General features: G+C 71.1%; 18 protein-coding genes. 9 read left to right on the forward strand and 9 right to left on the reverse strand.

Annotated features, from left to right (window positions below):
- Positions 1–90: 90 nt before the first annotated feature.
- The 6 genes from ABZ783_RS36255 to ABZ783_RS36280 form a co-directional block, all read right to left on the reverse strand.
- Positions 91–2,931 carry a DNRLRE domain-containing protein gene (locus tag ABZ783_RS36255; protein WP_357447338.1) on the reverse strand — a complete coding sequence of 947 codons (2,841 nt, stop codon included), beginning with the start codon at positions 2,929–2,931 and terminating at the stop codon, positions 91–93.
- Between the two features lie 61 nt (positions 2,932–2,992).
- The gene (locus ABZ783_RS36260) at positions 2,993–5,269 is read right to left on the reverse strand and encodes a hypothetical protein (protein ID WP_357447341.1); all 2,277 of its coding nucleotides are present in this window, start codon (positions 5,267–5,269) and stop codon (positions 2,993–2,995) included.
- A complete protein-coding gene (locus ABZ783_RS36265) occupies positions 5,266–6,630 on the reverse strand; it encodes an alkaline phosphatase family protein (RefSeq protein ID WP_357447344.1) in 1,365 nt (454 codons plus the stop codon). Before ABZ783_RS36265 ends, ABZ783_RS36260 begins: the two co-directional genes overlap by 4 nt.
- Positions 6,627–8,294: a glycosyltransferase family 39 protein gene (locus ABZ783_RS36270; RefSeq protein ID WP_357447347.1), complete on the reverse strand. Its 1,668-nt coding sequence runs from the start codon at positions 8,292–8,294 to the stop codon at positions 6,627–6,629. The genes ABZ783_RS36265 and ABZ783_RS36270 overlap by 4 nt, the downstream gene beginning before the upstream one ends.
- A complete protein-coding gene (locus ABZ783_RS36275) occupies positions 8,291–10,801 on the reverse strand; it encodes a glycosyltransferase (RefSeq protein ID WP_357447350.1) in 2,511 nt (836 codons plus the stop codon). The genes ABZ783_RS36270 and ABZ783_RS36275 overlap by 4 nt, the downstream gene beginning before the upstream one ends.
- A gap of 799 nt (positions 10,802–11,600) precedes the next feature.
- Positions 11,601–12,710 (reverse strand): serine hydrolase domain-containing protein, encoded by a 1,110-nt coding sequence (locus ABZ783_RS36280; protein ID WP_357447353.1) that lies wholly within the window; start codon positions 12,708–12,710, stop codon positions 11,601–11,603.
- Between the two features lie 108 nt (positions 12,711–12,818).
- Between ABZ783_RS36280 and rnhA the strand changes: the two genes are divergently transcribed.
- The 3 genes from rnhA to ABZ783_RS36295 all read left to right on the forward strand — a co-directional run bounded on the left by rnhA (position 12,819) and on the right by ABZ783_RS36295 (position 14,875).
- Complete coding sequence (gene rnhA, locus ABZ783_RS36285) at positions 12,819–13,295, forward strand: ribonuclease HI (RefSeq protein WP_357447356.1); 477 nt, start codon at positions 12,819–12,821, stop codon at positions 13,293–13,295.
- Between the two features lie 84 nt (positions 13,296–13,379).
- Positions 13,380–14,603 (forward strand): cytochrome P450, encoded by a 1,224-nt coding sequence (locus ABZ783_RS36290; protein WP_357447359.1) that lies wholly within the window; start codon positions 13,380–13,382, stop codon positions 14,601–14,603.
- Between the two features lie 14 nt (positions 14,604–14,617).
- Positions 14,618–14,875 carry a ferredoxin gene (locus ABZ783_RS36295; protein ID WP_357447362.1) on the forward strand — a complete coding sequence of 86 codons (258 nt, stop codon included), beginning with the start codon at positions 14,618–14,620 and terminating at the stop codon, positions 14,873–14,875.
- Here ABZ783_RS36295 and ABZ783_RS36300 read toward each other — a convergent pair.
- The 3 genes from ABZ783_RS36300 to ABZ783_RS36310 all read right to left on the reverse strand — a co-directional run bounded on the left by ABZ783_RS36300 (position 14,824) and on the right by ABZ783_RS36310 (position 16,427).
- Positions 14,824–15,051 carry a hypothetical protein gene (locus ABZ783_RS36300; RefSeq protein ID WP_357447365.1) on the reverse strand — a complete coding sequence of 76 codons (228 nt, stop codon included), beginning with the start codon at positions 15,049–15,051 and terminating at the stop codon, positions 14,824–14,826. The genes ABZ783_RS36295 and ABZ783_RS36300 overlap by 52 nt on opposite strands.
- A 41-nt stretch (positions 15,052–15,092) precedes the next feature.
- Complete coding sequence (locus tag ABZ783_RS36305; protein ID WP_073834566.1) at positions 15,093–15,329, reverse strand: preprotein translocase YidC; 237 nt, start codon at positions 15,327–15,329, stop codon at positions 15,093–15,095.
- 234 nt (positions 15,330–15,563) lie between these two features.
- Positions 15,564–16,427, reverse strand: coding sequence for a pentapeptide repeat-containing protein (locus ABZ783_RS36310; RefSeq protein ID WP_357447387.1), 864 nt, complete (start codon positions 16,425–16,427; stop codon positions 15,564–15,566).
- Positions 16,428–16,622: 195 nt separating this feature from the next.
- Between ABZ783_RS36310 and ABZ783_RS36315 the strand changes: the two genes are divergently transcribed.
- The 6 genes from ABZ783_RS36315 to ABZ783_RS36340 all read left to right on the forward strand — a co-directional run.
- Positions 16,623–17,231, forward strand: coding sequence for a hypothetical protein (locus ABZ783_RS36315; RefSeq protein ID WP_357447369.1), 609 nt, complete (start codon positions 16,623–16,625; stop codon positions 17,229–17,231).
- Positions 17,232–17,571: 340 nt separating this feature from the next.
- Positions 17,572–18,603, forward strand: coding sequence for an ABC transporter permease (locus ABZ783_RS36320; RefSeq protein WP_357447372.1), 1,032 nt, complete (start codon positions 17,572–17,574; stop codon positions 18,601–18,603).
- Positions 18,604–18,663: 60 nt separating this feature from the next.
- A complete protein-coding gene (locus ABZ783_RS36325) occupies positions 18,664–20,409 on the forward strand; it encodes an ABC transporter substrate-binding protein (RefSeq protein ID WP_357447375.1) in 1,746 nt (581 codons plus the stop codon).
- Positions 20,410–20,468: 59 nt separating this feature from the next.
- A complete protein-coding gene (locus ABZ783_RS36330) occupies positions 20,469–21,458 on the forward strand; it encodes an ABC transporter permease (protein WP_357447378.1) in 990 nt (329 codons plus the stop codon).
- A 14-nt stretch (positions 21,459–21,472) separates the two neighbouring features.
- Complete coding sequence (locus ABZ783_RS36335) at positions 21,473–22,537, forward strand: ABC transporter ATP-binding protein (RefSeq protein ID WP_357447381.1); 1,065 nt, start codon at positions 21,473–21,475, stop codon at positions 22,535–22,537.
- On the forward strand, positions 22,534–22,782 hold a 249-nt coding region (locus ABZ783_RS36340; protein ID WP_357447384.1), incomplete at its 3' end, for an ATP-binding cassette domain-containing protein. The genes ABZ783_RS36335 and ABZ783_RS36340, both read left to right, overlap by 4 nt.

Raw genomic sequence — 22,782 nt, forward strand, 5'->3', positions numbered from 1 at the left:
GAAAATCCTCCCGGACAGGCAGTCGGCAATGAAACAGGAAACCTCACGGGCAACCGTGGGAATCCCGGCCCCTTCAGGGCCGGGAGGATGTCAAGACGTCATGTCCAGCAGCAACTGCGGTGGGGTGCTGGACTCGCGGCTGCCGTAGCTGCTCGACGAGGCGCCGCTGGAGGTCATGCCAACGGTGAAGGTACCGGTCCCGCTGACCAGGGGCGTGACGTCGAGGGTCACCCAGGTGGCGCTGGTGGTCCGACCGCTGGCGGCGATCGACGTGTCGCCGATGGTGGGTGCGTTGTCCCAGTTCGTCAACGACTCCGACCAGGTGGAGTCGGCGACCGGGCGGACCACGAAGCCGCTGGACGACCCGGCGGCGACCCAGACCTTCAGGCGGGCGCGCAGGACCGCGCCGGTCTGCCCGGACACGGTGAACTTCAGGTACGCGTTGGTGACCGGATCTCCGTCCACCCGCACGACCGACGTGCTTCCGTATCTGCTCGTGGGGCTGGACGCCTTGACGTAGGTGTCCGCCACCGCCGCGATGGGCGTGGCCGCCGGTGTGGTGACGATGGCGGGCGTACTCGGACCGGAGGAGTTTCCGGACGCGTCGAAGGCGGAGACCCCGTACGTGTACGAACTTTCCGACAGGGCGGTGCTGTCGGTGAAGGTCGAGCCTGTGGTGGTCCCGAGGACGGTTCCGTTGCGGTACACCGTGTACCCGGCCACGCCGAAGTCGTCGGTCGCGGGCTCCCACGACAGCAGCACCTGGTTGGGGCCGGCCGCTGCGGCCTGCAGGTTGGTGGGCACCGTGGGTGGGCTGCCGTCCGCGGTGGTCACGGTCACCGTGTTACCTGGTGCGGAGGCGTTCCCCGCGGCGTCGGCCGCCGTGACGTGGTACGTGTACGAGGTGCGGGTGTTGCCGACCGTGTCGTCGAGGAACGTCTGGCCCGAGGAGGTTTCCGCGAGCAGGGTGCCGTCGCGGAACACCCGGTACCGCGCGACCCCGATGTTGTCCGTCGACGCATCCCAGGCGAGGCCGACCGCGCCGGGTGTCACGCCGGTGACCCGGAGGTTCGGCGGGGCGGAGGGTGGCAGTGTGTCGCGAACCGCGGTGACCGGGTTGGCAGCAACACTGACGTTGCCGGCTGCGTCCACCGCCCGCACGGTCCAGACGTGCGATTCGTCCGGCGGCACGGCGCTGTCGGCGTACGTCGTGGCCGGCACGGTCGCCACCACCGTGCCGTCACGGAGCACCTCGTACCCCGTGACGCCGACGTTGTCGCTCGACGGCGACCAGGCGAGCGTCACCGCATCCGGGGACGCGGTGGCGACGAGGCCGCCCGGAACGGACGGGGGCGTGGTGTCGGGGCCGAGGGTGGTCACGGCGACCGGCAGGCTGCGCACCGACCGGTTGCCGGCCGCGTCTGCGGCGTCGAGCGTGTACTCGTACCGGGTCGCTCCGGCAACGGAGGTGTCCGTCCAGGCGGTCGCGGTCGCCGGCAGGTCGGCCACCGCGGTGCCGTCGCGGTAGACGCGGTAGCCGGTGACGCCGTACGTGTCGGTGGCCGGGGTCCAGGCGAGGCTCACCGACGGGGTGGGGTTGACGATCGCGGTCAGCTCGGCGGGTGCGGTCGGGGCGAGCCGGTCCGTGCCCTTGCAGGAGATGGTCGACGAGTCGACCAGGGTCGTGCCGGTGGCGCCGGCCGCGTGGTAGTGCAGTTCGGCGCGGTTGCCGTAGAGGTCCATGCGCATCGCGCCGTAGCTCTTGTTGGTCTTGACCACCCGTGCGTCGGAGCTCAGGAAGCCCTGACTGGAGTGGCCGCCGCCGCCCACCACGAGCTCGACGATGCCGTCGGCGGCGGGCACGCCACCCGCGCCCATCGGCGTCCAGCGCTGGTAGTTGTGGTCGTGGGCGGTGACGAGCATGGTGACGTGCTGGGCGGCCATGAGGTCCCACATGGCCTGCATCCGCGGCGCCGGGTCCTCAGAGCCGACGCTGAAGAGGGGATGGTGCCAGAACACCATCGTGCACGGGCTGCGGTTGGCGGCGAGGTCCGCCACCAGCCACTCGTACTGCGGTGAGCCGGGCGCGACCTTGTTGTAGTTGCTGGTCGAGTCGATGGCGACGAAGTGCCAGCCGTTGGCGTCGTAGCTGTAGTAGTGCGGGATGTTGTCCCAGAAATTGAAGTAACCGTCCGCCCGGTTGCCGGTGTACTCGTGGTTCCCGACGACGGGGGTGGTGACGTCGCGTAGCCGGCCGAAGAAGGCGGTGGGGCCGCCGTACCAGTTCTTGAACTCCGTCAGGGTGCCGTCCTCGTACACGTCGCCCAGGTACAGAAACAGGTCCGGGTTCCATCCGACGAGCGCATTGGTGACGTTCACCGCGTTGGTTTCGCCGCCGGCGCCGTCGCCAACGGCGGCCACGACGAAGGGTTCCTGCGGGCCGCGGGCGCGGATGGGCGGGACGGACCACTGCCGGGTGTTTTCTGGAGGGGTGACGTTGCCGTTGGCGAAGGTGACGGTGATGGCCGTCTCCGGGGTGGCGTAACCGTCGCGCATCTTCGCCGCGACGCCGATCGTGTGTGCGCCATCGGCGAAGTCGGCGGAGGAGAGGGTGAACTGGTGCGGCGACTGGAAGTCCGTCAGCAGGTACTGGCCGTCCAGGGACCATTCCGTCTTGCCGACGCCGGGGCTGGTGCCGGCCGTCACGTTGACGGTCGCCGTGACCGTGGTGTCGCCCACGAGCGCGCTGCCGCTCGACGGTTGGGTGAGGCAGACCAGCACCGTGTAGGCCCCGCTCGGCGCGGTGGACGCGTGGCACGTGGGGGAGGCGCTCTCCGCGCGACCGCTCAGGATCAGGGTCAGTCCGGCGGCCATGAACACGGCGACGACTGTGGACCCGGCGGACGACCGGGTCGCTCTGCGCGGCTTCATTGGGTGGACCTCCAGCTTGTGAGTGCGGTAACCGCCGCGCCTCCCCAGGAGCGGATGATCGTCAGAGGTCGGTGGGGCCGCCGGGCGGGTCGGCGCCGGTCGGCCGGCCCCGGCGGGCGGCGGTGGGGGAGCGACGTCGCTGGAGGAGCACGCCGAGCGGCAGCAGCACCACCGCCGCGCCCGTGACCAGCAGCGCGCCCCACGCGCTCAGCCCCCGGTGAGGGCCGCCCGGCTCGCTGCTGTCCACCGGTACGTCCACGTCGACGCGCACGCCGAGCAGGTCGGCCAGCACGTTGATGTCGGCCGCGCCGAACCGCTCGCTCGGCTCGATGTGGGTGTTCTCGCTGAACTCGTTCCAGCTGATCAACCCGATCGCGTCGGGTTGAGACAGGCGGGCCGCAGCGAAGGAGGCCCGCAGCGTGTCGCCCTCGCGGCGCGGCACCTCCCGCTTGCCCCCGACCAGGCGGGCGTCGAAGCCGGGGGTCACCGGGGCGATCCACAACCCGCCCCGCTGGTGCACCGCCCGGGACATCTCCGCCAGCTTGCGTCCGCTGGCACCGGCCACCGGGTCCACGGATGACCAGTAGTAGGCCTGGCCGTCGAGCACGCCCTGACTCGACTCGACGTCCTCGAGACTCTTGGCGTTGCCGAGGACCAGCAGCTTCCCGCGTACGCCGCCGACGGTGGTCTGGATCTGCGCCGGGGTGAAGCGGTCGCTGCCGGTCCACACCACCACCGGCCGGCCGAAGATGTCGAACACCGGGTCGGTGGCGTAGCGGGTCGCGAAGAACGACAGGTCGGTGCGGACGGTGTCGAAGGCCAGCGGGGTACGGGCGAAGTCGAGCCCCTGGTACACGATGCCCAGGTGGAAGTTCTCCTCCCGGGCCACCTCGACCAGCTTGGCCAGGCGCTCGTCGAGTTGCGGCGTGTGTTTCCACGACACCAGGAACCCGTTGATGCCGGCGGACTTCGCCATCCGTACGTGCCGTCGCATGATCTCGACGTCGTCACTGGAGTAGCGCCCGAGCAGGGGATAGTCGATCTTCGCCCGGTTCCAGGACGTCGGGTTGAACCAGATGTAGTAGTAGGCGAGCACCGGCACGGGAGCCGTCGCCGAGGACGGGTCGGCCCGCCGGTGACCGACGTCGGCGCGGGCGGCGCCGGCCGGCAGCAGCGCGCCGGCCAGCGCGGCGACCAGCAGCAGCAGTGCGATTCCGCCCCCCACCGCGGCCGGCTGGCGGTCCTCGTCGGCCGGGGCGTGCGGCGGGCGGTTGAATGCCCGCCGCGTCGGCAACCGCCGGCGGTGCTTCGGTCGCGGGCGCGGGCGGGCCCGCTTCCCGGCTGTCCCGGCGCGGCGTAGCCGGGTGAGCAGATGCGGCCGTCCGAGCAGCACCAGGCCCACCGCGACGACCAGCACCGCGAGCGTCACCAGGGCCAGATCGGCGCCGCTGATCACGGTGAGGGACACCACCTGGTCCTTGCTGATGCTGACCGGACGCCCGAACGACACGCCGCCGCCGAAGACAGTGATCGTGTAGGTGCCGCGCGGCAGGTCGGGCACCAGCGCCGTGCCGTCCCGGCCGAACGGCAGCCGCTCGACGTCGCCGTCGGCGCGGGTCAGCTCGATGCCGTCGCCGACCTGGCGGGTGAAGAACATGTCCGTCGCCGTGAACGAGACCCGGAAGAAGAGCAACTGCACCACCCACGCCTGCTGCTCCCACGGCACGAACTTCTGTCCGGCGCGGTTGACCACGGACGTGCCGTCGACCATCGCGCTGTCGACCACGTAGTAGAGCTGCTTGGAGGCCAACCCCTGCGGGCCCTGCTGGGTGCGGCTCTCGGCGACCCAGCGCGGCTGGGCCAGTTCGGGGCCGCTCAGGTCGTGTATCTCACCGGTGTTGCTGCGCAGTCGCATGGCGGTGACCCGGTCGGGCGGCACGGCCCTGCCGAAGCGGTCGATGAAGCTCCACGAGACCAGCCGGGAGGTACGCAGGCCGAGTTCCACGACCTTGCCGCGCCCGCCGGCGTCGACGTTGCCGCGGAAGCGGTCGAAGACGACCTTGCGATCCGGGCTGATCAGGGTCTCCGGAACGACGAGCCGCTTTTCGAGGTCGACGAAGTCGCGCACGCGTACCTGGATCCGACCCTTGGCGTCGGACCGGGCCACCTGCCCGTCCACCTTCACCACCACGCCCCCGAGCGGCGGCACCGTCTGCAGGTGCAGCTTTCCCGGCCTTGTCGACGCGGGTCGCGCACTCGCGGCGGCGGGCAGTACGACCACCGCCAGCACGGCCGCGACCAGCGACAGCAGGGCCGCCGGCACGATTTTGTGGGTCATGTCCATCGCCGCCGCCGAAGCGCCGCGACGCCGACCAGCGCCGTCACCAAACTGCCCGTGACGGCGTACGCGGTGTACACCGGGACCGGGTTCGGTCTGTTCACCACCGGGGGTGTGCGTTCGGTGCTGAGGAAGACCGCCGGCCGTGGTGGTCGGTCGAAGTCGAAGGCGTCGAGGAACGTGTTCGCGTTGCGGTCCCGGTCGGCCAGCGGCTTCAGTCGCCAGTTGACCTCGATGAACTTCAGGGCGGAGGTGAAGTCGAGCGTGGTGGAGTCCACGTACCCGCGTCTGGCGTAGGGGCTGACCAGCAGGGCGGGCACCCGGAAGCCGTAGCCGTACCGGTCGATCTGCGGGGGCGCCACGTGGTCGTACCAGCCGCCCCAGTCGTCGTACGACCACAGGAACGCCGACGAGTTCCAGTTGGGTGAGCGCATCAGCTGGGTCAGCAGCGTCCGGACGAGGTTCTGACCGGCCCGGATGCTGCCGGGCGGATGTTCGCTGTCACCGGCCGGGGCGATGAAGGAGACGGCGGGCAGTTGGCCCTTGGCGGCGTCGTCGTAGTACTCGTCCAGGTCCACGATCTTGCCGAACAGTCGGGGATCGTCGACGTAGCGCGCGTAGGCGAGCAGCGGCACCCAGATCACCTGCGCCCCCCGGTCGATGTCCTCCTCGCTGGTCCGGGACCGGAACGTGATAGTGGGGTCGTAGTTCTCCACGTAGAACTTCCAGCTGATCCCGGCGGCCTCCAACCGGTCGAAGATGGTCGGGATGTCGCCCCACCCGTTCGCCGGGATGGACTCCGAGGCTCCGGTGGCGCCCGGGCCGCCGGTCACCCGGAACATGTGGTTGCGGATGCTGCCCGAGTTGGACGAGCTGAAGAAGCGGTCGAACAGCACGTATTCGTCGGCGATGTTCCAGTAGTACGGCAGGTCGCGGTCGTCGTAGTAGGCCATCGCGAGCTTGCCGTCCTTGCCCTGCGTGCTCACGCCCTCGACGAAGCCGTCCATCCGGCCGTTGTTGTACTGCACTCGGAAGGCCTCGGCGGTGTGGTCGAGGTCGAGGCTGCCCAGCTCCCCGAGGTGGAACGGCTTGACGCAGGGTTCGGCCTGGCCGCGGCGCACCGGCATGCAGGTGCCCGGAGGGATGCCGTCGACCCCGGGCCGGGTGCCGAAGTAGTTGTCGAAGGTGTGGTTCTCCTGCATCAGGAAGACGAAGTGGTCGATCGGGGTGGTGGGGTGCGCCGGGGGCGCGGCGTGCGCCGCCGTGGCCGGGCCGGCGAGCGCCAGCAGGCCGGCGGCCAGCAGCGCGCGGATCAACAGCCGACCGGCGTGCCGGCGGCGCGGGTGAGCAGAGTCGGTCACGGACGCACCTCGTAGATGATGATCACCGGGACGGGGATGCGGGCCCCGGTGGAGTCGGTCCTGTCGACGTACTCGGTGTGCACGACGCGGCCGTGGTAGCGGCGGATCAGGACCATGAGCCGCTCGGAGAAGAAAGCCGAGCGTCCGGCGGAGAACGAATCCCAGACGACGTACTGCAGGTCGTTGTGGCGCAGCCACCAGTCGGGGTTGGGCAGTGGCTCGTACGACGGGTTGCGCCGCAACGGGTTCGGGCTGACCGACAGGCCGTAGCTGCGGCGGTGGCCGTAGTACTGGATGATGTTGGCCATCGACGGGCCGAGGGTGAGCACCACCGACCCCTCCGGGGTGTTCGCGGCGAGCCACCGGCCGGCCTCCCGGCCGCCCGGCACCCCACCGGACCCGGCGAGGAAGGTGGAGTTGTCGGCCCGGTTGACCGCGTTCAGGCTGGGTACGAGCATGCTCAGAGCGACCACGGCGATCACCGCGGTCCGCACCGCCCGTACCGTGCGCGCCGGCTCAGCGCTCGCCGGGTGGTGGACTCGGCGGAGCAGACGGCGGACCAGCTCCGGCACCGGCAGCTGGGCCAGCGCCCGCGCGGCCAGTACCGCGACGGGCGCCGCGGCGGGCAGCAGGTACTGGAAGCCCTTGACCGGCCACAGCTGAAAGAACACCACCGGTGCGGCGATCCACGACAGCAGCAGGGTCTCCCGCCAGGAGCGGTGCCGGCGCAGCCACCAGAGGCCGCCGACGGCCGCCGCCACCACGAGCAGCCCCATCGCGGGCGGCACCGTCTCCAGGTAGAACCCCATCGAGTGGTTGGGCCGCCGGAACAGCTGCCACACCAGATAGCTCTTGCCGGTCTGGCTGCGCCCGGCCAGCGCCTGCGAGACCGGGTGGGTCAGGAAGACCGCCACCGTTGCGGTGAGGGCCAGCAACGACATCCGCACCGGCCGACGCACCATCGGGGTCAGCGCCAGGAACGCGTAGACGCCACCGGCCAGGACGATGCTCGTCTCCTTCGTCAACATCGTCACGCCCAACATGGCGCCGGTCGCGACGTACCAGAGCACCTGCTGGCCTTGCACGAACCGCACCAGGCAGTACAGGGTGAGCGTCGCGAACAGGACCATCGGCCCGTCGAGGAGCACCTGGCGGGTGACGACCACGTGGTACGGCATGACGGCGACGAGCAGCGCCGCGATCAGCCCGACGCGCCGACCGTAGAGCCGGGCGCCCAGCAGGTGGACGGCCAGCACCGTCACCATGCCCAGCACCGCCACGACCAGCCGCCCGGCCAGGTCCACCTCGCCGGTGCGGAAGAACGGCGACAGGATGGTCTGGAAGAGCATCGGATGAGCGCGGAAGACCGGAAAGAACGGCGCGTAGTTCGGGTTCCCGGCCAGCGAGGCGGCCTGTCCGGCGTAGACGGCCTCGTCGCTGTTGAAGCCGAGCGCGTTCAGCTTCCATACCCGCAGGAACAACGCCAGCGCCGCGATGGCGACGAGGGCGCCCGGCACCGCCCACCGGCGCCACCCGCGTCCCTCGCCGCCGTCCGCAGCCCGGGACGTCGCGCCGGGCGCGGAAAGCTTGACGGGGTGGAGCACGACCGTCGTCGCGAGACGGTCGTGCTCCACCTCCTCGACCGGAGATCGGGTAGCGCTCACGCACGAGCTCCGCTCGGGGCCGGCGCCCCGCTCCACCGCGGCCAGGCCGGCAGGACCACCTGTGGCTCGGTCGGCAGGTCTCCCCGTTCGGCATGCAGCAGACGCGGGATCTCGTCGGCCCAGCCGAACCGGTCCGAGGCGACCACCCGACTGCGGACGTGGGACAGGAAGCCGGTCAGGATCTCCCGCTCCCGCTCCCGCAGCTGCGCGTACCCCTGCCCGTCGATGGTGATCGCCGGTGCCAGGTAGCGGAACGGCGGGAACCCGTACGCGTCGTCGGTGTTCTGGATCATCCGCTCCAGCGTCTCGTCCTTGCCGAGGTCGCCGATCCGGGGCGTGCCGCGCTCGATGATGAACAGCTCCTCCACCCTGGTGCTGGTGCCGATGCGGCAGGGAACAAGCCGATCGACGCTGTACTTCGGCGGCGGGACGAGCCGCTGGGTGAGGGCGTTGATGCCCATGATCGGCACGTTGAACCTGCTCAGGGTCAGCGCCAGCGAGCGGCCCCCCTTGGAGTGCAGCCGGCTCTGGAACTGCAGGCGGCGCCACTCGGCCGGGGTGAGGTCCCTGGCCTGCACGGCACGCAAGGTGTGGGCGCTGATGGTCAGCGGCTTGGGGAAGCACGTCGCGACGCCGTCGGCGTTGACCAGGGTCATGTCGTCGGAGAGGAAGAGCCCGCCGTGGTCGCGTAGCAGGCGCAGCACGGTGGCCGTCTTGCCCGTGTCGGTGAGGGCGGAGAGCATCACCCCGACGCCGTTCAGGCTGACGCACGCCGAGTGCAGGAGCATGTGGCCCCGCGACACCAGCACGAACCGCAGCAGCGCTTCGACGATGTTGGTGTAGACCACGTGCGGCGAACGGGCGAGCAGCGGACCGACCTGGATGTCGATCGGCGACCCGAGTCGGATCCGGAAGTTCGCGCCCAGCCGACCCAGGTGCTCCTCGTAGCGCAGGACCGACTCGTTGGCGTACTCGGTCATCGCGGCCCGGCGCCGCGGCCCTCGGCCGCCCACGTCGCTGACCCGCACCGCGATGTCGACGTCCGAGTCCGCGACCCACTGGGCGCGGAAGAACTCCAGCTCCGGCAGCATGATCTGAGATCCGATGGTGACCACCCCGGCCACGTCGTACCGGTACTTCAGGTACTGGTACCGCTTGCGGGAGGGGGTGGCGACGGCCTCGGGGGCCTTCAGGTTGACGAGCATGCGCACCGGATCCCGCCGGCCGACGCCGCCCGGGGCGTAGATGACCCGATCGTTGATCAGGAACCGGACGAGGAAGAGCGCGACCAGCGTCAGGGCGTTCGCCGTCAGGATTCCGAAGCCGGCCCAGACGAGGGCCTGCAACGCCGGTAGGCGCAACAGCAGCAGCGCATTGTTCAGCAGGAAGAAGCGTGCGGCCCGGCCGGTCCGGGAGCCCTGCCGGTGGCGCCGGTAGATGAGGGCGTCGATGAGGGCGAAGTTCCACGCGGTCGACAGCTGGGTCGCCAGCGTGGCGCCGAGCAGGTGGTGCAGCTTGGCCGGCTCGTAGAAGAACCACAACGCGGCGGTGTTGACCACCATCCCGGACAGACCGACCAGTCCAAAGGCGATCATCCTGGTCAGCTCCCGCAGCCGGTCGCGGGCGGCGGCCGGGCGTTCCCGCATCTGGCCGATCAGTCGCTGGCTGCGCAGCCGCCACAGGTGCCGCAGGAAGGTCAGCCCCTCCCGCAGCGACGCCTTGGAACGGCCGGCGTGCCGGGGCGCCATCTCGTACGCGACCTCGGCGACCCGGGCGCCGGGGTGGCGGACGAGCAGTTCGAGCAGGACCTTGAAGCCGATGGGGTTCACCCGGTCCAGGTCGACGGCCGCCCGGCGGAAGGCGAACAGGCCGCTCATCGGATCGCTGACGGTGGTCAGCCGGCGCGGGAACAGGCTCTTCGCCAGTCGGGTGGCCCACGACGAGGTCACCTCACGGGCCATGCCGTCGAGGCCTCCGTGGGAGCCCTCGCCGGCGTAGCGGGTGCCAATCACCAGGTCCACGTCGTGCCGCATCGCGACGGCCGCCAGCCTGCCGGCCGATTCCGGCGGGTGCTGCAGGTCCGCGTCCATCACCAGGACCCACTCGCCGCGGGCGTGCCGCGCGCCGAGCAGCACGGCGCCGCCCAGCCCGCCGCTACGCGCGTGCGGCGGCCGGTGCAGCAGGCGTACGGCGACCGAAGCCTCGGCTGCGTGCCGCGCCAGGACGTCCACAGTGTCGTCGTCGCTGTCGTCGACGACGATGATCTCCGCAGGCAGTGGTGCGAGGGCCGGTCCCAGCCTGGACAGCAGCGCGGGGATGTTCTCCGCCTCGTTGCGGGTCGGCACGACAACGCTCAGCCGTACCTGCTGATCGGCTGCGGGCGAGTGCAGGTCCTGCGGTGCGAGGTCTGCGGTGCGCCGCTTCTGGCGCCGCCGGAGATCGCCGCCCGGGCTCCCGGCCTCTTCGTCGTCCTTGCCGGTCGAAGGCGCCTGTGCGACTTCGGTCATTCGACCCTCCATCAGTTGCGCTTCCGGGCAGTGACGAGCCGCCGGAAATCCGGCTCAGAAACAGCGACGGAAGCCAGTCCGAAATTGCGCCGGGCGGGATCTGTTCCCGCCCTGGCACCGTGGGCGTTGAGGGATGTCCGCGGGTTGGCCTGAGACTACGGATGGCAAACGCGAGGTGTCTAACAGGCAAACAGTCGTGAAGGTGACAGGAGTTCACCCGGCGCTCCGGTCGCTGTATCACCGCTCCTGACTGCGCCAAGTACGGCTAGGCAACCCTCACGTTGCACTGAGTGATCGCTCGGTGGAGACGGCGGAAGGATGCCGCAGCCGGCTCCGAGTAGGCCGGAAAGCCTTTTGAGGAACGGCGGACGGCAGTCCACGCGAACAGATCAGTGGCCGACGACGTGATCGTCTGTCTTTACCGCCTGCAATGGTCAGGAATTGTTTCGGGTGACGGCGCTGTGGCTGTTCGGCTGAGTCTTTGCTTCGTAAAGTATCTGCCGGCATCCACCGGGCCCTTCGAGGATTTCTCCGAACGGCGTGGGGGGTCTACCGGTTCGCCGCCGGCCGCGATGACTGAGCAGACCATTGCCGGCCGGACCGCTCGTGCGATCCGGGCACCTGACCGGCGGGCCGGACCACCTCGTCCGGTCAGCCCAGGCAGCCGAGCGGCCGACCGGACGGGCCGCCGAACGGGTGCGTCGGGTCGCGGCGGCAAGACCGGGCGGCACCACGGCGAGCGGTCAGCCACCACACCGGACGCATCCGGCGCTGCCGGGCCGTTCGCGGCCCGGTCCGCTCAGGCGGATCCGGCGACCACCGCGTCGCGCACGAGCGTCCGCAGGCCCTCCATCGGGTCGCCGTCGCCCGCCCCGAGCCGGTTTCGCACCGCCGCGACCGTCAGCCCCAACGCCGGGTACGCGAACGCCAGGCTCCCGCCGCTGCCGGCCGTGCCGAACGACCCGTCGCCGTCGACCGCGTACCCGAGGCCGAAGGTCACTTCCTGCCCGAACACCCAGTCCTCGCCGCGGGCCGCCACCGCCGACACCTCCGCCAGGCGCTCCGGTGAGATCAGCCGTACGCCGTCGACCGGGCCGAGCAGGGCCGCGTACATCCGGGCGACCGCGCGGGCGCTCATCGTGCCGACCGCCGGCACGTCGGCGCGCAGCACGTCGGGGCGGCTGCCGATGGTCGCGTCGGGTCGGACGCCGGGCGGAGCCACCGCGTCGAAGTTCGGCAGGTGCGCGCTCGCGTACGCGATCATCGCGGTCAGGCCGGCGTCCTCCAGCCGGGCCAGCCGGGGCAGGTCCGCCTCCGGCACCCCGAGGAACAGCTCCCCGGCCACGCCGAGTGGGCCGGCCACCTCCTCGGCGAGCACCTGCGAGATCGGCCGGCCGGTGACCCGCCGGACCACCTCGCCGACGATCCAGCCGAACGTCCAGGCGTGGTACGCCAGCCGCGCGCCCGGCGCCCACAGCGGCTCGGCGTCGGCGATCACCGCACACATCCGGTCCCAGTCGGTGAAGTCCTCCGGGGTGGTGTCGGCCGGCAGCGTGGGCAGCCCGGCGGTGTGGGTGAGCGCGTGCCGCAGGGTGATTCCGTCCTTGCCCCGCCGGGCGAACTCCGGCCACACGTCGGCGATGCGCAGGTCGTAGTCGAGCAGCCCGCGCTCGGCCAGCACGTGCACCACGGTGGCGGTGAGCCCCTTGCCGGTCGAGACCGCGTGGATCGGGGTGTCGGCGGTCATCGGTCGCCCGGTGGCGGGGTCGGCCAGGCCGGCCTGCTCCTGCACGATCGGCTCGCCGTCCAGGTAGGCGGCCACCTGCACCCCGACCTCCCGGCCGGAAGTGACCAGCTCGTCGATCGTCGTGCGTACCGCGGCCCGCAGGCCGTCCCAGCGTCCGTCCACGACCGGTCACCCTGCCAGGCCGTCGGGCGGGTGTCGCGGGCTTTTCCGGGACCCGGCTCGGCCGGGTCGGATGCTCGCGTCGGCGGCCGTACCGGGTAGGTTGCCGGCATGGCGGACGACGTGAGCGGCAGGGTCGTGGAGATCTGGACCGACGGGGCGTGCAGCGGCAATCCCGGCCCCGGCGGCTGGGGTGTCGTGCTGCGCTGGGGCGACCACGAGCGCGAGCTGTGCGGCGGCGAGGCGACGCCGACGACGAACAACCGGATGGAGCTGACCGCCGCCATCCAGGCGCTGGAGAGCCTGACCCGACCGGTCACCGTGCGCCTGCACACCGACAGCACGTACGTCCGCAACGGCATCACCGGCTGGCTCGCCTCGTGGAAGCGCAACGGCTGGCTGACCGCGGCGAAGCAACCGGTGAAGAACGCCGACCTGTGGCAGCGGTTGGAGGCCGCCTGCGCCCGGCACGACGTGACCTGGCTGTGGGTGAAGGGCCACAACGGACACCCGGAGAACGAGCGGGCCGACGCGTTGGCCAACCGCGGCATGGCCGAGGCGCGGGCGGAGGCGGTCGCCGCCCGCTGACGCCGACGGGTTGTGTCGAACCCCGTCGATGAGTAACGTGGCGGATCGATGCCGTCACGGACAGTCGCCCCCGGAGGTGTCCGCGTGACCGTTGCGCCGCTCACCGACCTGCCCCTGTGGCCGCCGATCAACCTCGACCGCGACCCGCTCGTCCCGCTCGACGCGGCGGAGCGGCACCGCTTCTCCGGGCCGGTCACCCGGGTCCGGCTCCCCACCGACACGACCGCCTGGCTGGTCACGCGGCACGCCGACGTCCGGCAACTGCTGCGCCACCCCGGCTTCAGTGCCGACCTCAGCCGACCGGGCTTCCCGCTGCTGCGCCGGGTGGCCCCCGGCACGCCCAGCGACCGGCGGGGCGGCTTCATCCGGATGGACGGAAGCGAGCACTCCCGGCTCCGCCGGATGCTCACCGCAGAGTTCATGATCAAGAACGTGCGGCGGATCGAGCCGCTGATCCAGCAGACCGTCGACCGGGCCCTGGACGGGCTGCGCGACGCCGGCCCGCCCGCCGACCTGGTGGCGCACTTCGCCCTGCCGGTGCCCTCGATGGTGATCTGCCACCTGCTCGGCGTCCCGTACGCTGACCACGACTTCTTCCAGGAACGCAGCCGGACCCTGATCGACCGCGACGCGCCACCGGACCGGGTCCAGCTGCACGTGCGGGAGCTGCGCGACTACCTGCACCGGCTGGTGGAGACGAAGGTGGCGGCCGGGGACCGCACCGACGACCTGCTCAGCCGCCTGGCCCGGGACCGGGTCGACACCGGCGAGCTCGCCGTCGACGAGTTGGTCGGCATGGCGGTGCTGCTGCTCATCGCCGGCCACGAGACCACCGCCAACATGATCGGGCTGAGCACTCTGCTGCTGCTCCGCCACCCCGCCCGGTACGCCGCCCTGCGCGACGACCCCGGGCACGCCGACGGTCTGGTCGACGAACTGCTGCGCTACCTGAGCATCGTGCGTACCGGCCTGCCCCGGCTCGCCTTGCAGGACGTCGAGATCGGCGGGCAGCTCATCCGGGCGGGGGAGGGCGCGATCGGGGTGCTCTCCCTGGCCAACCGGGACCCGGGGGTCTTCGACGCGGCCGACGAGTTCGACCCGTACCGGCAGGCGCAGCAGCATCTGGCGTTCGGGTTCGGCGTGCACCAGTGCATCGGCCAGCCCCTCGCGCGGGCGGAACTGCGGGTCGCCCTGGTGGAACTGGCCCGACGGTTCCCCCGGCTGCGCCCCGCCACGGAGGCCGGGCGGCTGCCGACCCGGGACACCTCGGTCGTCTTCGGCCTCGACGCGCTGCCGGTGACCTGGTGACCGAGGCGGCGGCCGTGCGGATACGAGTGGACCGGGACCGCTGCTGCGGGTCGGGCAACTGCGTGGTGACCGCGCCGGCGGTCTTCGACCAGGACGATGACGACGGCCTCGTCGTGCTCCGCCGCGCCGAGCCCGCGCCGGACGCGGCCGACCGGGTCCGGCGGGCCGTCGACCTCTGCCCGTCCGGCGCGATCAGCCTCGACCCGCCGTCCCGGCCGGATCACTCCACGTTCGGCAGCTCGCCGGTGCCCGAGACCTGGTCGACGTCGTAGCCCGCCCGGCTCGTCTCCCGGGCGGAGCGTCGATCCTCGGCCGGCAGGTCGGCGAAGTCGTCGCCGGTGTCGTCGGTGGTGTGCAGGGATTCGCCCGGCGGTCGCAGCGACGCCTCGTACGCGGTGGCGCCGTCCGGTTCGTCCGTGGGCGCGCGGCCGAAATGCTCACTCGTCATGTCGAACTCCTGCCCGCGTCGCTCGTGGGTAAACGCCCCGGTCAGCGGGGCGCATCCGGGTGCGTCGGCATCGACGAGCCGCCGGCGCTGGTGCCCGACGACCCGCCGGCCACGCCGGAGCCGTCGTCCTCGGTGACCACGTCCGGCTTCGGTGTGCCCGGCTCCGGCGCCGGTACGTCCGTGTCCGCGTCGACCTGGACCAGCCGGGCCTGACCGGCCTCGTCCTCGGCGTGCGCCGGATCGACCGGCTGCTCGCCCTGGCGTACCCGATACTTCACCCGTCCGCCTCCCGTCGGTGCCGCGTCACCCGCGTCGCCCGAGGTGACGCCGACTCCGGCTACCCCGCTCCGGCGCCCCGAAACGTGCGGCACCGCCCGGCCGGCTCCCCTCGGCGCAGGGCGAACGCCGTGTCCGGGGCGAGCAGTTCCGACGTCCCGCGTGATCCACTCGGTGTGCGGCAGGGCGCGGGGTCCGCGCGGTGGGACGGCCCGGGATGCCGCATCCGGAGTCGGTCAGCGCCGGCGGCGTGCGGAGCCGGGCCGCCCGCGCGAGGGCTGGACCGGGGTGACCGCCAGCGACCAGTGCGCGGGCCGGCGCAGGCGGGGCGGCAGGACGGTCCGCTGGTCGCCGCGGGCCGCCTCGAGCTGCGACTGGTGCACGAAGAGACAGCGCCCGAGGTCGGTGCCGCGCAGGTCGGCACCGCGCAGGTCCGCCCCGGTCAGGTCGGCCGCGCCGAGGTCCACGCCCCGCAGGTCCGCGCCGATGAGGCAGGCCCCGCGCAGGTTCGCCCCGGACAGCCCGGCCCGGCGCAGGTCCGCCCCGATCAGCACCGCCCCGCGCCGGTCCACGCCCTCCCGCCCGGCCCGGGCCTGCGCGCCGGCCCGGGACAGCAGCTGGTTGACCCGGTCCCGCTGGGCGTCGACGTCCAGCGCGAGCAGCTCGTCCGGTGTGCCGTCGGTGAGCCGCCCAGTCTCGGCCAGAGCAGCCGCCAGGTCGTCCCGCAGGGGGCCGGCCGGGGTCAGCGCCAGGGCCTCGGTGAGATACCAGAGCAGCTCGTGCAGCGGTCGCATCACCGCGAAGGTGTCGAACATCCGCCGGGCGCTCGCCGGGTCCGCCCGCCAGTCCCGCCCACCGAAGGTCCCCTGCGCCACGTGCTGGCCCGCGCCGAAGCAGTCGAAGACCGTGCAGCCCGGGAAACCCCGCTGCCGCAGGTCGCGGTGGATGCCGCAGCGGGAGTCGGGGCGCAGGTTCGGGCAGGGCTGCCCGGCTGGCTTGTCGATGGCGAAGTCGGCGGAGGCGGCGAACGCGGGCGCGACGCAGCAGATTCCGAAGCACCGGGCACAGTCGGCCTGCAGCTCCCGCCCCCCACTCGCCACCGCTTGCCGTTCCGCCGCCTCGGACACCCTGCCCGGCCTCCCATCGTCTCGCCACCACCGGCCACCGCCGCCGCATCCGGATGCCATTGTCCCGCCCTGGCCGTGGCTGGACGGCGGGCGGGGCGACACCCTGCCCGTTCTGCCCCGGGATGCGGCGTTGCTTCGTATCGTGGAGTGACGAAGGAGGCGGCGGGGATGGACGAGCAGGCGCGGGAGCAGGCCCTGCTCACCGCAGTCACCACCGAGCACTTCGTGCTCCAGACCTCCCGCAGCGCCACCATAACCGAGTCGGTTGGCCGGGCCACGATCTTCATGTCGATGCTCTCGGCCGCGCTGATCGGGCTGGGCTTCGTCTCCAGCAGCGGGCATCTGGTGCGGCCGTACCTCGGCGCCGTGCTGCCGACCCTGGTCATCACCGGGCTGCTGACCTTCGCCCGGCTGGTGCAGAGCATGGTGGAGAACGAGGTGGACCTGCAGCGGATCCAGCGCATCCGCGCCTGGTACCACCGGCGGTTCGCCGACGACCAGGACTTCTTCGCCGACGCCCTGACCCAGGGTGGCGGCACGCGGGCGGAGTGGGCGGCAGTGGGCAGCCGGCCCGGCCGCCGGCACATGCTGCTCACCGCGGCCGCGTTGGTCGGCGCGGTCAACGCGCTGTTGATCGGGCTCGGCGCCACCCTGCTGAGCGGCCTGTCCGGCGCCGCACCCGGCCTGGCGATCGCGGTCGGCGTGGTGGTGGCGCTGGCGGCCTTCGCCGTCCAGGTCGGCTACATCAACCGGGCCTCCATCTCGCTCGGCCGCTGAGCCGGGCGGCGCCCGGGTCCCCAGGGCGTCGAGGTCGCAGGCGACGCTGCCGGCGAACTGGCTGGCGATCGCGGAGTCGGGGTGGGGGAAGCCGGGGAATGTCCGAACGGGTGACAACCGGAAGGCGCGCCCGCCGCAACGTATTCGGAAACTGCTGGGAAGATGGCCGAACGGATGACAACCAAATCGGTCCGTTATTGCACCGAGTCATTCCGTAAATCAGATCGTTGTCAATGTCCGACAACCGATCCGACCGTTACCGTAACGATTCAATTCGCCGTTCCCCAGCGGTTTACCGTCGGGTGGCAGGACGTTTTCGTCGCCGTCGGGAGGGCTCCTCATGAGCGACATGTCCCACCCACCGTCGTTGACCGCGCCCGGTGACCCGGCCGCCCCGGACGTCGCCGTCGAAACCGAATCCCCGGCCCAGGCCGGCCGGCGGGAGATTGTCGGCCGGTCGCCGAACCAGCTCGCCTGGCTGCGGCTCAAGCGGGACCGGACCGCCCGGCTCAGCGCCCTGACGCTGGTCGTCGCCGCCCTCGTCGCCCTCTGCGCGCCACTGCTCGGCTGGCTCACCGGAATGGACCCGACAGACAAGTTCGTGGATCGGCTCAACGATTTCGGAATGCCGATCGGCTACGCCGGCGGCATCAGCTCCGAACACTGGCTCGGACTCGAACCGGGCAGCGGTCGGGACATCCTGCTCCAGTTGGTGTACGGACTGCGGACGTCATTGTTCATCGCCTTCGCCTCGGCCCTGCTGGCGTCGGTCATCGGGGTGACGGTGGGTGTGGTGGCCGGGTGGGCGCGCGGCTGGCTGGACAGCGTCGTCAACTGGCTGGTCGACCTCACGCTGGCGTTCCCGTTCCTCATTTTCGCCCTGGCGGTGATCCCGATCCTGCAGGACCGCTTCTACACCGAGCGGGAGGCGCCGCCGCCGGCCTTCCGGGTCGCCCTGATCATCGCCACCTTCGGCCTGTTCAGCTGGACGTACACGGCCCGGCTGGTCCGCGGTCAGGTGATCTCCCTGCGCGAGCGAGAGTTCGTCGAGGCCGCCCGGGCCGCCGGCGCCGGCACCGGACACATCCTGTTCCGGCAACTGCTGCCGAACATCTGGGCCCCGATCCTGGTCACGGTCTCGCTGAACGTGCCGCAGTTCATCGCCATCGAGGCCGCCCTGGCCTTCGTCAACATCGGCGTCACCGAACCTACGCCTGACCTCGGCCGGATGATCTACAACAGCATCGGCTACGTGGCCAGCGACCCCTGGTACACCCTGTTCCCCGGATTGACGATCTTCCTGCTGGTCCTGGCGTTCAACCTCTTCGGTGACGCCCTGCGCGACTCGCTGGATCCCCGGTCGACCCGGTAACCCCCCGGCCATCAAACACGCCCGGCCGGCGGGGGCCGCCGGGCGGGAAGGGAGCACACCGTGCGAGCACGAACCCGGACACTGACCACCGGTGTCCTCGCCGCGGCGCTCGTCGCCGCCGGTTGCAGCCCGACCACCGAGAGCGGTGGTGGCGGCGACGGCAAGACGAAGACCCAGACCGGCTCGGTCTCCTACGAGCCCGCCGACAACCAGGGCCCGGCGAAGGCGGTCGACGGGGCCGCCCGCGGCGGCACCCTCACCATCATGCAGAACTCCGACTTCGAGCACCTCGACCCGGCCCGTAACTACGTCAACGTGCAGCAGGTCACCGGCGGGCTCCTCTATCGCGCGCTCAACGGCTACAAGGAGGACGGCACCGGCAAACTGCTGCTCGTCGGCGACCTCGCCACTGATCCGGGCAAGGACGTCAACAAGGACTGCAAGGTGTGGGAGTTCACCCTGCGAGAGGGGGTGAAATACGAGGACGGCTCCCCGGTGACCAGTAAGGACGTGGCCTACGGCATCGCCCGCTCGTTCGCGTCCAACCTCAACGAGGGGCCGCACTACATCCAGCAGTGGCTATACCCGGGTGGGGCGTACAACGCGAAGTACCAGGGGCCGTACGACGGCGGCAAGCCGGCGCCGGACGGCATCGAGACGCCCGACGACCGGACCATCCGGTTCACCTTCCCGGAGGCGCACTGCGACCTGCCGTACGCGGCCGCGCTGCCCACCAGCGCGCCCGTGCCCGCCGCCAAGGACACCCGAGCCAACTACGACCTGCGGCCCTTCTCCTCCGGGCCGTACAAGGTCAAGTCGTACCAGCGGGACGTGGCGCTGGAACTGGAGCGCAACCCGAACTGGGACCCGAAGACCGACCCCATCCGCAACGCGTACCCGGACGCCATCCGGATCACCTTCGGCCTGGAGCAGGCGCAGATCGCCGAGCGGCTCGTCGCCGACGCCGCAGCCGACCAGGCCGCGCTGAGCTGGACCGACGTGCCGCCGGCCGTACTGCCCCGAACCACCACGGCCGGCGTCGTCGAGCGGGTCGTCAAGGGCCCGACCCAGTACACCTGGGTGCTGAACATCAACACCCAGCGGGTCACCGACCTGAACGTCCGCAAGGCGCTGAACTACGCCGTGGACAAGGACGCCGCGCTCAAGGCGATCGGTGGGCAGGCGGCGGGCTCCCCGGCCACCACGCTGATGTCGCCGACCACGGCCGGCTGGAAGAAGTACGACGTCTTCAACGCCCCGGTCACCGGCGACAAGGCCAAGGTCACCGAGTTGCTCGCCGGCAAGCGCCCGAAGCTGGTCTTCGCCCACTCCAACACGGAGCTGCGGACCCAGCAGGCCGAGGCGATCCGGAAGAACCTCACCGACATGGGCTTCGACATCGTGATGAAGCCCATCGAGAGCAGCAGCTACTACGACGAGATCGGCCGCAAGAACAACCCGTACGACCTCTACATCAGCGGCTGGGGCTCGGACTGGCCGACCGGCTCGACCGTCATCCCGCCGGTGTACGACGGGCGGGAGATCGTCGCCGAGGGGAACAACAACGTCTCGTACCTCAACGAGCCGTCGATCAGCGCCGAGGTCGACCGGGTCCGTAACCTGCCCGCCGCCGAGCAGGACGCCGGGTGGATGGCCCTGGACGAGAAGATCATGCGGGAGTACGTCCCGGTCGTGCCCTGCTACTACGACGCCGCCTACGAGCTGCACGGGTCGAAGGTCGGCAACGCCTTCCTCAGCGACGCCTTCGGGATCATCTCGCTCAACGGCATCTACGTGAAGCAGTGACCGCCGTGGGGGCGGCCCTCGTCCGGGCCGCCCCCACCGTCCATCGGGGAGGTGTTCCCGTGTTCCGTTTCGTCCTCCGGCGGCTCCTCGTCGCCGCGGTGACCCTCGCGGTCATCAGCCTGGTCACCTTCGGTCTCTTCTTCGCGGTGCCGAGCAGCCCGGCCAAGGTGATGTGCGGCAAGAACTGCACCACCGAGGACATCGCCCAGGTCGAGCAGCGGCTCGGCATCGACCAGCCGTTGCCCCGCCAGTACGCGGACTTCGTCAAGGGGGTCTTCGTCGGCCGCACGTACGGCTCGGGGGACTTCCGGCAGGACTGCCCGGCACCCTGCCTGGGCTACTCGTTCCGCAACAATCAGCCGGTCACGGAGATCATCACCCAGCGCCTCCCGGTCACCTTCAGCATCGTCTTCGGTGGCGCGGTGCTCTGGCTGGCGTTGGGCGTCTCGCTGGGCATGGTGTCGGCGCTGCGCCGCGGAACGGTCTTCGACCGGGCCGCGATCGGCATCACCCTGGCCGGGGCGTCCATGCAGGTCTACTTCTTCGGGCTGATCCTGCTCTACCTGCTGGTGTACGCCACCGGGCTGCTGCCGTTCCCCAGCTACACCCCGTTGACCGAGAACCCGGCCCGGTGGGCGGTGGGCCTGCTGCTGCCCTGGATGACGCTCGGCTTCCTCAACTCGGCGCTGTATGCCCGGCTGTCGCGGGCGCAGATGCTGGAGACGCTGTCGGAGGACTTCGTGCGGACCGCCCGGGCCAAGGGGCTCTCCACGCGGCAGGTGCACACCCGGCACGCGCTGCGGGCCGCGATCACGCCCATCGTCACCATCGCCGGCCTGGACATCGGCACCAGCCTCGGCGGGACGTTCATCACCGAGACGATCTTCGGTCTGCAGGGGCTGGGCAAGGCGACCGTGGAGGCGGTGCAGTTCCTCAACCTGCCGGTGGTCATGGCGACCGTGCTGCTGGCGGCGGTGTTCATCGTGGTCGCCAACATCGTGGTCGACGTGCTCTACGCGGTCATCGACCCGCGGGTCCGGCTGAACTGAACGGAGGGATCGAGATGGTGAAGCTACCGGCGCCCCGCTCGGGCGAGGGTCCCTATCTGCGGGTCAAGGATCTGCGGGTGCGGTTTGACACCGAGGACGGTGTGGTTCGCGCCGTGGATGGGGTGTCGTTCTCGGTGGAGCGGGGTCGCACGCTCGGCATCGTGGGGGAGTCGGGTTCGGGTAAGAGTGTCACCTCGTTGGCCATCCTCGGTCTGCACAACGCCAAGCGCACCACGATCAGCGGGGAGATCTCGGTGGGTGGCCGTCAGTTGGTGGGGCTGGCGGAGGAGGAGGTGCGTCGGCTGCGGGGCCGGGACATGGCGATGATCTTTCAGGATCCGTTGTCGGCCCTGCATCCGTACTACACGGTGGGTAGGCAGATCGCTGAGGCGTATCGGGTGCATCATCCGAGGGCGGGGAAGCGGGAGGCCCGCGGCCGGGCGGTGGACATGTTGGGTCGGGTGGGGATTCCGCAGCCGGGGAAGCGGTTCGACCAGTATCCGCACGAGTTCTCGGGTGGGATGCGGCAGCGGGCGATGATCGCGATGGCGTTGGTGAACGATCCGGATCTGTTGATCGCGGATGAGCCGACGACGGCGTTGGATGTGACGGTGCAGGCGCAGATTCTGGATCTCCTCGAGGACCTTCAGCAGGAGTTCCGGTCGGCGATCATCCTGATCACCCACGATCTGGGTGTAGTGTCGCAGGTCGCCGATGACGTGTTGGTGATGTACGGGGGGCGGGCGGTCGAGCACGGGAGTGTGGAGCAGGTGTTGCGGCGGCCGCAGCATCCGTACACGTGGGGGTTGTTGTCGAGTGTGCCGTCGTTGCACGGTGACGCGGACGCGGACCTGGTGCCGATCAAGGGCAACCCGCCCTCGCTGATCAACCTGCCCTCCGGGTGTGCCTTCCACCCGCGCTGCCGTTACGCCGACCGCAACGGAGACCGGTCACGAACCGACGTGCCGGAGTTGCGCCAGGTGGTCGAGCGGGGGCATCTGGTCGCCTGCCACCTGCCGGAGGCCGCCCGGCAACGCATCTACCGCGACGAGATCGCCCAGGTGGGGGTGGCGAGATGAGCACGGTCAACGGCCGGCTGCCGGCCGCCATCGTCGGCGAACCCGAGCCGCGCGCACCCGAGGCGCTGCTGCGGGTGCGCGGCCTGACCAAGCACTTCCCCGTCCGGGGTGCCCTCGGCAGCCGCGCGCTCGTGCGGGCGGTGGACGGCGTGGACTTCGACGTCCGGCCGGGGGAGACGTTGGGCCTGGTCGGGGAATCGGGCTGCGGCAAGACCACCACCGGGCGGATGCTGGTCCGGCTGCTG

The sequence above is a fragment of the Micromonospora sp. NPDC047738 genome (genome assembly GCF_040642675.1).
Classification (GTDB): Bacteria; Actinomycetota; Actinomycetes; order Mycobacteriales; family Micromonosporaceae; genus Micromonospora.